At 71.1% G+C, this 8,619-nt stretch carries 7 protein-coding genes; 1 reads left to right on the top strand and 6 read right to left on the bottom strand.

The features are described 5' to 3' along the window. Positions 1-361: 361 nt before the first annotated feature. Positions 362-1,366: a stage II sporulation protein M gene (locus ALMP_RS07155; protein WP_264925385.1), complete on the bottom strand. Its 1,005-nt coding sequence runs from the start codon at positions 1,364-1,366 to the stop codon at positions 362-364. Positions 1,367-1,467: 101 nt separating this feature from the next. On the opposite strand from ALMP_RS07155, the gene ALMP_RS07150 reads away from it, so the two are divergent. Then, the gene (locus tag ALMP_RS07150; RefSeq protein ID WP_264925384.1) at positions 1,468-2,433 is read left to right on the top strand and encodes an RDD family protein; all 966 of its coding nucleotides are present in this window, start codon (positions 1,468-1,470) and stop codon (positions 2,431-2,433) included. 21 nt (positions 2,434-2,454) lie between these two features. Here the strand turns inward: ALMP_RS07150 and ALMP_RS07145 are convergent, their stop codons facing one another. The 5 genes from ALMP_RS07145 to ALMP_RS07125 form a co-directional block, all read right to left on the bottom strand. Beyond that, a complete protein-coding gene (locus ALMP_RS07145; RefSeq protein WP_264925383.1) occupies positions 2,455-3,069 on the bottom strand; it encodes a hypothetical protein in 615 nt (204 codons plus the stop codon). Positions 3,070-3,259: 190 nt separating this feature from the next. Further along, positions 3,260-4,717 (bottom strand): adenosylhomocysteinase, encoded by a 1,458-nt coding sequence (gene ahcY, locus ALMP_RS07140; protein WP_264925382.1) that lies wholly within the window; start codon positions 4,715-4,717, stop codon positions 3,260-3,262. Between the two features lie 320 nt (positions 4,718-5,037). Then, positions 5,038-6,018: a cation diffusion facilitator family transporter gene (locus ALMP_RS07135; protein ID WP_264925381.1), complete on the bottom strand. Its 981-nt coding sequence runs from the start codon at positions 6,016-6,018 to the stop codon at positions 5,038-5,040. Positions 6,019-6,172: 154 nt separating this feature from the next. Continuing rightward, positions 6,173-7,324, bottom strand: coding sequence for a mannose-6-phosphate isomerase, class I (gene manA, locus ALMP_RS07130; protein ID WP_264925380.1), 1,152 nt, complete (start codon positions 7,322-7,324; stop codon positions 6,173-6,175). Positions 7,325-7,422: 98 nt separating this feature from the next. Further along, positions 7,423-8,556, bottom strand: a complete 1,134-nt coding sequence (locus ALMP_RS07125; RefSeq protein WP_264925379.1) for an SIS domain-containing protein — start codon at positions 8,554-8,556, stop codon at positions 7,423-7,425. Positions 8,557-8,619 lie beyond the last annotated feature (63 nt).

Here is an 8,619-nt window from a genome sequence, read left to right as displayed (position 1 = left end):
CAGGCTTTCCTCCGGGCGCTTCCCTTCGGTCTTGCGTTTCCGACTCTATCAGATCTTTTCTCGATCCGATTTCCTCGGTGCTTTCCAGGTTCCCGCTTTTGTTTCGCGGTTTCCTTTCCGGCGGTTCCGACTTTATCAGAAGTTCCGGACCAGTCTGACCGGCCATTCATTCCGATTCATCGGGGGTGGCCTGCGAGGAATGGGAGTTCCAGTTCCAGGAGGCCTTATAGATACTAACCCGCTGCCGACCGGACCCTGTCCAGTCCAGGCAACTGTTCGAATCTACCTCCCCACGCGCTCCGTGTCAACGGCTCTCGTGGGGCGAAGAGGAGACTAGCAGTTCCGGAGGCGCGGTCGCACATCAGGCGGCTGTCGGCACGCTGGCGCTGCGCTCCGCTGCTGCGACGTCGCCCGTGTCCCCGGTGCGGGCGGCCCTGCCTCCGAGGACATAGACATAGGCGAGGAAGGCGGCTTCGGCGGTGAGGCCGATGGTGATGCGGGTCCACGTGGGCAGCCCTGATGGGGTGACGAAGCCTTCGATGGCGCCCGACACGAAGAGGACCAGGGCAAGGCCGATGGCCATGCCCAGTGCGGATCGGCCCTCCTCGGCGAGGGCGGCGCGACGGGAGCGGGGGCCGGGGTCGAGGACGGTCCAGCCCAGGCGCAGTCCCGTGCCGGCGGCGACGAAGACCGCGGTGAGTTCGAGGAGGCCGTGGGGGAGGACCAGGCCGAGGAAGGTGTCGAGCCGGCCTGCGGAGGACATGAGGCCGATTCCGATGCCCAGGTTGAGCATGTTCTGGAAGAGGATCCAGAGGACCGGAAGGCCGAGGAAGACGCCCAAGACCAGGCACAGCGCGGCGGCCTGGGCGTTGTTCGTCCAGACCTGGGCGGCGAAGGAGGCGGCGGGGTGGCTCGAGTAGTACGTCTCGTACTGGCCGCCGGGTCGGGTGAGCTCTCGGAGTTCGCTGGGGGCCGCTATGGAGGACTGCACTTCCGGGTGGGTGCCGATCCACCAGCCCAGGAGGGCCGCGACCGCGGTGGAGACGAGTGCGGTCGGTATCCACCAGTGTCGTGAGCGGTAGATCGCGGCGGGGAAGCCATGGGTGAGGAAGTGTGTGACGTCGCGCCATGAGGCGCGGCGGGTGCCTGTCACGGTGCTGCGCGCGCGTGCCACCAGTTGACTGAGCCGGCCGGTGAGCTGTGGGTCGGGGGCGCCGGACTGGATGAGGGAGAGGTGGGTGGCGGTGCGCTGGTAGAGGGTGACGAGTTCGTCGGCCTCGGCTCCGGTGAGGGCGCGTCGGCGCAGGAGGGCGTCGAGGCGGTCCCACTCATTTCGGTGGGCGGAGACGAAGACGTCGAGGTCCATGGGTGTGGCTGCTCCTCGGCTGTTCGTCGGCGGCCGGGCGGGGTGTTTCTCAGCTTGGCAGACTGACCGTACGCGGGGCGGTCGGGGAAGGGGCGGTGGGCGTGAGCGAGCTGGTGACGGGTGAGGCGGTGGCGTTGGAGCTGCGACCGGCCAGGCTGCCCAGCAGGATGCTGGCCGCGCTGTTGGACCTGGTCGTCGGGCTGACGGTCTATGTCGTCGTGAGTGTCGGGCTGGTCGCGGCGACAGCGTCGTTGGACGAGGCGGCGCAGCTGGCGGTGTCGATCGCGTCGTTCCTGTTGGTGCTGGTGGGTGGGCCGATCGCGGTGGAGACGCTCAGCCATGGGCGGTCGCTGGGGAAGCTGGCGTGCGGGCTGCGGGTGGTGCGGGACGACGGCGGGCCGATCCGTTTCCGGCATGCGCTGGTGCGTGGGGCGCTCGGGGTGGTGGAGATCCTGCTGACGGCCGGGGTGGTGGCGTGTGTCGCGTCGTTGGTGTCGGCGCGGGGGCGGCGGCTCGGAGATGTCTTCGCGGGGACGCTGGTGGTGCGGGAGCGGGTGCCTGGGGCGCGGGTGGGGGCGGTGCCGGCTCCTGCGCCGTGGCTGGCCGGGCGGTTCTCGGAACTGGATCTGTCGGCGGTGCCGGACGGTCTGTGGTTGGCGGTCCGGCAGTACCTGGGGCGGATGGGTCAGTTGGATCCGCAGGTGGGGTGGGCGATGGCGGAGCGGTTGGCCGGCGATGTGGCGGCCTTCACGGGTGTTCCGGTGCCTGAGGGGGTGCCGTCGGCGGCGTATCTGGCCGCGGTGGTGCAGGAGCGGCAGGTGCGGGAGGCTCGGCGGGCGTTCGGGGGGCCGGTCGCCGGTGCGACTGTCGCCGGTGCGCCGGGGGGTGTGTTCGGTGGGAGTGGTGGGGTGTCTGTTGCTGGGGTGGGTGGTGGGGAGTCGGTCGGTCGGGAGTCCGGGGCTCGGACTGTGGCGGAAGCTGGTCAGGAGGCCCCTCGGCGGTCGGTGGCGCCGGGTGGTCAGGCGTCCGGTGAGCGCCGGGCGACGGGGTTCGTGCCGCCTGCGTAGGCCGGTCGGGAGGCGTCGCTCTCAGTCGAAGGTCGACGGGGGTGAGTCGAGGTCTTCGAGTTCGATGCCGGGTGCCGCGAGGACCACGTCGCCGGCGATGTGGACGGTGTGCTGTTCGCCCGTGTCCAGGGCTGTGACCTGGTATTCGTCCACGGTGAGGGGGGCGTTGTCAGTGGCGTGTGCTTCGCTGTTCACCAAGGCCCAGGACTGGTCCACGGTGCGCGGGGCGAGGACCGGGTCGGTGAAGGCGACGAGGCGTACGCGGGTCGCGGGCGCGGAGGGGGTGAGGCGTAGGAGGCGGGTCGTGGCGATCAGGAAGGCGGGGGAGGTGCCGGTGAAGGCGTGGGCGGGTGCGTTGCCTTCGGTGGCGTGGGTGCCGGTGGGGTCGGTGCGGACCCAGGTGACGCCGTCCAGGGCGGCGCCGCGTACCTGCCAGCTGCCGGCGTGGAGCTCGAGGCGCAGGGGGCGGCCGAGGGCGTCGAGGGTGAGGTCGACGGAGCCGTGGTGGTCGCCGGTGGGGGTGGTCAGCTGGGAGACATAGCGCCAGCCGGAGGGGCCGGGGGCGCAGTGGAAGTGTTCGTGTGCGAGAGGGGTGTGATCGTGCGGATCGTGGAGCGAATATCGGCCTCGGGGCATGGGGGTCCTGGGGTGTGACGGGCTGGTCCGGGTCGCCTCGGTGAGCCGGTCCGGCGCTGCCTGTGGCCGTGTGGCCGCGGGCCCATGGGGCAGGCCCCCGACACGGGGGTGCGGGGGCCTGCCTCTCGGGACCTGGTGCCGGGGAGCGCGTCAACGCGCGGACGCGCTCTCGGCGACGCGGGCCGCGGACTCAGTAGCGGTAGTGGTCCGGCTTGTACGGGCCTTCCACCTCGACGCCGATGTAGGCGGCCTGCTCGGGGCGGAGCTGGGTCAGCTTCACGCCGAGGGCGTCCAGGTGGAGGCGGGCGACCTTCTCGTCGAGGTGCTTGGGCAGCGTGTAGACGCCGATCGGGTACTGCGACTGCTTGGTGAACAGCTCGATCTGGGCCAGGGTCTGGTCCGCGAAGGAGTTGGACATCACGAACGACGGGTGGCCGGTGGCGTTGCCGAGGTTCAGCAGGCGGCCCTCGGAGAGGACGATGATCTTCTTGCCGTCGGGGAAGGTCCAGGTGTGGACCTGCGGCTTGATCTCGTCCTTGACGATGCCGGGGATCTTGGCGAGGCCGGCCATGTCGATCTCGTTGTCGAAGTGGCCGATGTTGCCCACGATGGCCTGGTGCTTCATCTTGGCCATGTCGGAGGCCATGATGATGTCCTTGTTGCCGGTGGTGGTGATGAAGATGTCGGCCTTGTCGACGACCTCGTCGAGGGTCGTGACCTGGTAGCCGTCCATCGCCGCCTGGAGGGCGCAGATGGGGTCGATCTCGGTGACGATGACGCGGGCGCCCTGGCCGCGGAGCGACTCGGCGCAGCCCTTGCCGACGTCGCCGTAGCCGCAGACGACGGCGGTCTTGCCGCCGATGAGGACGTCGGTGGCGCGGTTGATGCCGTCGACGAGGGAGTGGCGGCAGCCGTACTTGTTGTCGAACTTCGACTTGGTGACGGCGTCGTTGACGTTGATCGCCGGGAAGAGGAGGACGCCGTCGCGCTGCATCTCGTAGAGACGGTGGACGCCGGTGGTGGTTTCCTCGGTGACGCCGCGGATCTCGGAGGCGAGCTGGGTCCACTTCTGGGGCGTCTCGGCGACGGTGCGGGTGAGCAGTTCGAGGATGACGCGGTGTTCCTCGGACTCGGCGGTGTCGGGCGAGGGGACCTTGCCGTCCTTCTCGTACTCGACGCCCTTGTGGACGAGGAGGGTGGCGTCGCCGCCGTCGTCGAGGATCATGTTCGGGCCGCCGGTGGGGCTGTCCGGCCAGGTCAGGGCCTGCTCGGTGCACCACCAGTATTCCTGGAGGGTCTCGCCCTTCCAGGCGAAGACCGGGACGCCCTGCGGGTTGTCGGGCGTGCCGTTCGGGCCGACGGCGATGGCGGCGGCCGCGTGGTCCTGGGTGGAGAAGATGTTGCAGGAGGCCCAGCGGACCTGCGCGCCGAGGGCGACGAGGGTCTCGATGAGGACGGCGGTCTGCACGGTCATGTGCAGGGAGCCGGTGATGCGGGCGCCGGCGAGGGGCTGTGCCTCGGCGTATTCCTTGCGGATCGCCATGAGGCCCGGCATCTCGTGCTCGGCGAGGGTGATCTCCTTGCGGCCGAACTCGGCCAGGGAGAGGTCGGCGACCTTGAAGTCCTGTCGGTTCTCGACAGTCGTCATGGTGAGCTGCTCCTCGGGGTTGGGTCGAGGTCTGGGTACGGCTGGTCTGCGCGGCAGCGGACACAGGGGTGCCCGAAGGGGACACAGGCATGCCCGCGTGCGCGCAGCGCAGTCCGTCGGAGGCCCTCTCTCCCTCGGTCGGTCCGTCGTGGACCGCCCGACCGCCATCAGCAGCGACGTCTGGCTCCGTTCCAAGCTACACCGGAGGCGGCGGGCGGCCCCAGTCAGCCTCCGAACAGATCGCGCCGTTGTGGGGCGGGTCGCGGGAAAGGCGGCGGGGCCCGCCGGTGTGCGGCGGGCCCCGTCGGGTGGTGGGAAGGTCAGTGGTCGGCCGGGGGGTGGGCGGGGCCGCCGGGGGTGGCTTCGCGGTCGGCGCCCTTGGCTGCTTCGGCCTCGCTGTAGACGTCGGGTTCGAGGTAGATGACGCGGGCGGTGGGGACGGCGTGGCGGATGCGGGCCTCGGCGGCGTCGATGGCGCGTGCGATCTCGGTGGCGGTGTCGTCGTGCTGCACGGCGATCTTGGCGGCGACGAGGAGTTCCTCGGGGCCGAGGTGGAGGGTGCGCATGTGGATGACGCGGGTGACGGTGTCGCCGTCGACGATGGCGGCTTCGATCTTCTGGACCTCTTCGAGGCCGGCGGACTCGCCGAGGAGGAGGGACTTGGTCTCGGCGGCGAGGACGAGGGCGATGAGGACGAGGAGGATGCCGATGCAGATGGTGCCGATGCCGTCCCAGACGCCGTCGCCGGTGATGAGGGCGAGGCTGACGCCGGCGAGGGCGAGGATCAGGCCGACGAGGGCGCCGAGGTCTTCGAGGAGGACGACCGGCAGCTCGGGGGCTTTGGCGCGGCGGACGAACTCGGTCCAGGACTTCTCGCCGCGCAGGAGGTTGGATTCCTTGATGGCCGTCCGGAAGGAGAACGTCTCGGCGATGATCGCGAAGACGAGGACGCCGACGGGCCAGTACCAGTGCTCCAGTTCGTGCGGGTGCTTGATCTTCTCGTAGCCCTCGTAGATGGCGAACATGCCGCCGACCGAGAAGAGGACGATGGAGACGAGGAAGGCGTAGATGTAGCGTTCGCGGCCGTAGCCGAAGGGGTGTTGCGGGGTGGCTTCGCGCTGGGCCTTCTTGCCGCCGACCAGGAGGAGGGCCTGGTTGCCGGAGTCGGCGAGCGAGTGCACGCCTTCGGCGAGCATCGACGACGAGCCGCTGAAGGCGAACGCCACGAACTTCGATACCGCGATCGCGAGGTTGGCGGCGAGTGCCGCCACGATCGCCTTGGTGCCGCCTGACGCGCTCATGTGTTCGCGTTGTCCCTTCTCGTCCTCCGGGCCCCTCCCCGGGGCCGCCGTCGGGGCGGCTCGGGGCGCCTGTCGGCTTTGCCCGTCCTTTGCGGTGGGTCATTGTTGCAGCAGTGGCCGAGGTGCGTGTGCCCGGACGGGCGGGTGGGATGCGTCAGGCGACGACGGTGGCGCGGAAGACCGTGCCCGCGCCGTTCACTTCGGCTTTCTCGCCTGCCGGGACGAAGACGGAGTTGCCGGGTGTGAGGACGTGTTCGCCGGCCTGTACGGAGCCTGCCGTGCACAGCAGGATCTGGGGGGTGGGGAGGGTGAGGTCGTGGGTGGGGGTGCCTTCGGGGAGGACGTAGCGGGAGAGGCGGAACTCGTCGATGGGCGTGTCGTAGACCTCTTCGCCGTCGGGGGTGGCTTCGGGGCGCAGGATGCCGGGGTCGCCGGGTTGGAAGCGGACGACGCGCAGGAGTTCGGGGACGTCGACGTGTTTGGGGGTGAGGCCGCAGCGCAGGACGTTGTCGGAGTTGGCCATGATCTCGACGCCGAGGCCGCTGAGGTAGGCGTGGGGGATGCCGGCTCCGAGGAAGAGGGCTTCGCCGGGCTGGAGGCGGACGTGGTTGAGGAGCATGGCGGCGATGACGCCGGGGTCGCCGGGGTAGTGGTGGGCGATGCCGGCGTAGGGGGCGTAGTCGCCGCCGAGGCGGTCGCAGGCGGTGGCGGTCGCGGCGACGGTGTGGGTCATCTCCTCGGGGTCGGCGGTGAGGATCGCGGTGAGGACTTCGCGCAGGGCGGCGTCCTCGGGGTGGGCGTGGAGGAGGTCGACGTAGGGCTTGAGGGAGTCGACGCCGAGGCCGTCGAGGAGGTCGGCGGCGCGGGCCGGGGATCGGAAGCCGCAGAGGCCGTCGAACTCGGTGAGGGCGCAGATGAGTTCGGGCTTGTGGTTGGCGTCCTTGTAGTTGCGGTGGGGGGCGTCGACGGGGATGCCGCGGCGTTCTTCGTCCTCGTATCCGTCTTTGGCCTGTTGGAGGTCGGGGTGGACCTGGAGGGAGAGGGGGGCGCCGGCGGCGAGGATCTTGAGGAGGAAGGGGAGGCGGGGGCCGAATTTGGCGACGGACGCGGGGCCGAGTTCCTTCTCGGGGGCGGTGTCGATCACCTCGACGAGGGTGCCGCGGTCGGTGCGGGAGGGCGCGCCGGGGTGGGCGCCCATCCACATCTCCGCCTGGGGTTCGCCGGTCGGCTCGACGCCGAGCAGGCTGGGGATCGCGGTGGGGGAACCCCAGGCGTAGGGGCGGATGGTGTTGTCGAGGCGGTCCATGCGGTGTCTCTGCCTGCCTGTGTGGTGGGTCTGTGGTGTCGGCGGTGTCGGCGGTCCGCTGTCGGCCGAGGGGGTGCCGGCGAGGGGCGGTCGTCGGGTCAGGCTCCTGAGGCGAGTGCCAGGTACACGGCGGCGAAGTCCGTGATGGCGATCAGTTCGGCGAGGGCGACGAGTTCGTCGCCGGGTTCGGGTTCGAGTTCGCTGATCGCCGTGTCGTGGCTGAGCGCGAGGTCGCGGGCGGCCGGGGCGGCGGTGAGGCCGCCGATCGGGCGGTCGCGCAGCAGCAGGACGCGTGCGTGGAGGGCGGGCGGTTCCTCGACGCGGTCGCGGAAGAAGTCGTCCGGGTCGGCGCTGGCGGCGAGGGGGCCGGCGAGCAGGGCGCTGTGTTCGGCGAGGGCCTCGGGGAGTTCGGCGACGAGGGCTGGGCGGCCGGAGAGTTCGGCGAGGGCGGCGGCGAAGCGGCGGCCGGCGGGGCCGGCGGAGGTGCCCTCGGTCCAGATCACGGGGAGGGCGTCGGCGAGTTCGGCGGCGAGTGTCTTGGCGGGGTTGCTGTAGGTCGCGATGGCGGGGCCGCAGCGTTCGGCGATGTGGTCGAGGCGGTCGGCGACCTTTTCGAGGGCGTCGGGCGGGGCGGAGAGGAGCGCGATGCGGTCGAGCAGGGCGAGCAGGGGGGTGAGCAGGGCCCACAGGACGCCGGGGGCGGAGGCGGCGATGGGGGGTTGCTCGTCGTGTTCGTACGGCGCGGTCGCCATCGGGACGAACAGGCCGTGCACGGCGCTGACGGCTTCGGTGAGGGGGGTGCGGGCGGGGGCGACGGCGACGACGGTGCAGCCTCGGCGGTAGGCCTGTTCGGCGAGGAGGGAGAGGCCGGGTTCGGTGCCGTCGGGGGTGGCGATCAGGAGGAGGTCGACGGAGCCGGTCCAGCCGGGGAGGTCCCAGCGGAGGGCGCCCGCGGCGGGGGCGACGCCGGTGGGGGCGAGGCGGGTGACCGGGCAGGCGGCGCCGGCGAGGGTGCCGAGGAGGTCGGCGACGCAGGTGGCGGCCGCGCCGGGGCCGGCGATGAGGATGGCGCGGGGGCGGCCGTCGGGTTTGAGGTCGGGGAGGCCGGCTTCGGTGGCGTGCCGGACGGCGGTGCGGACGCGGGCGCCGGCCTCGGCCGCTCCGCGCAGGAGGGAGCGGTGGTCTGCCTCGGCCAGGGCCTCCGGCGTGTCGAGCAGCGATTCGTCGAGCATGGCGTCTCAGTCTCCGATCGCCGGGGTCGGGGGTGGCGGGGACGGTTTCGGGCGCCGGGGGGC

The sequence above is a fragment of the Streptomyces sp. A012304 genome (genome assembly GCF_026008495.1).
Taxonomy (GTDB): domain Bacteria; phylum Actinomycetota; class Actinomycetes; order Streptomycetales; family Streptomycetaceae; genus Streptomyces.
Note: the sequence above shows the minus strand (reverse complement) of the source record. Positions and strands in the feature narration are given on the sequence as shown.

Excerpts from the sequence above, each read along its gene's own strand:
- ALMP_RS07155 (WP_264925385.1), bottom strand. The coding sequence starts at position 1,366 with ATGGACCTCGACGTCTTCGTCTCCGCCCACCGAAATGAGTGGGACCGC.
- ALMP_RS07145 (WP_264925383.1), bottom strand. The coding sequence starts at position 3,069 with ATGCCCCGAGGCCGATATTCGCTCCACGATCCGCACGATCACACCCCT.
- ahcY (WP_264925382.1), bottom strand. The coding sequence starts at position 4,717 with ATGACGACTGTCGAGAACCGACAGGACTTCAAGGTCGCCGACCTCTCC.
- ALMP_RS07135 (WP_264925381.1), bottom strand. The coding sequence starts at position 6,018 with ATGAGCGCGTCAGGCGGCACCAAGGCGATCGTGGCGGCACTCGCCGCC.
- manA (WP_264925380.1), bottom strand. The coding sequence starts at position 7,324 with ATGGACCGCCTCGACAACACCATCCGCCCCTACGCCTGGGGTTCCCCC.
- ALMP_RS07125 (WP_264925379.1), bottom strand. The coding sequence starts at position 8,556 with ATGCTCGACGAATCGCTGCTCGACACGCCGGAGGCCCTGGCCGAGGCA.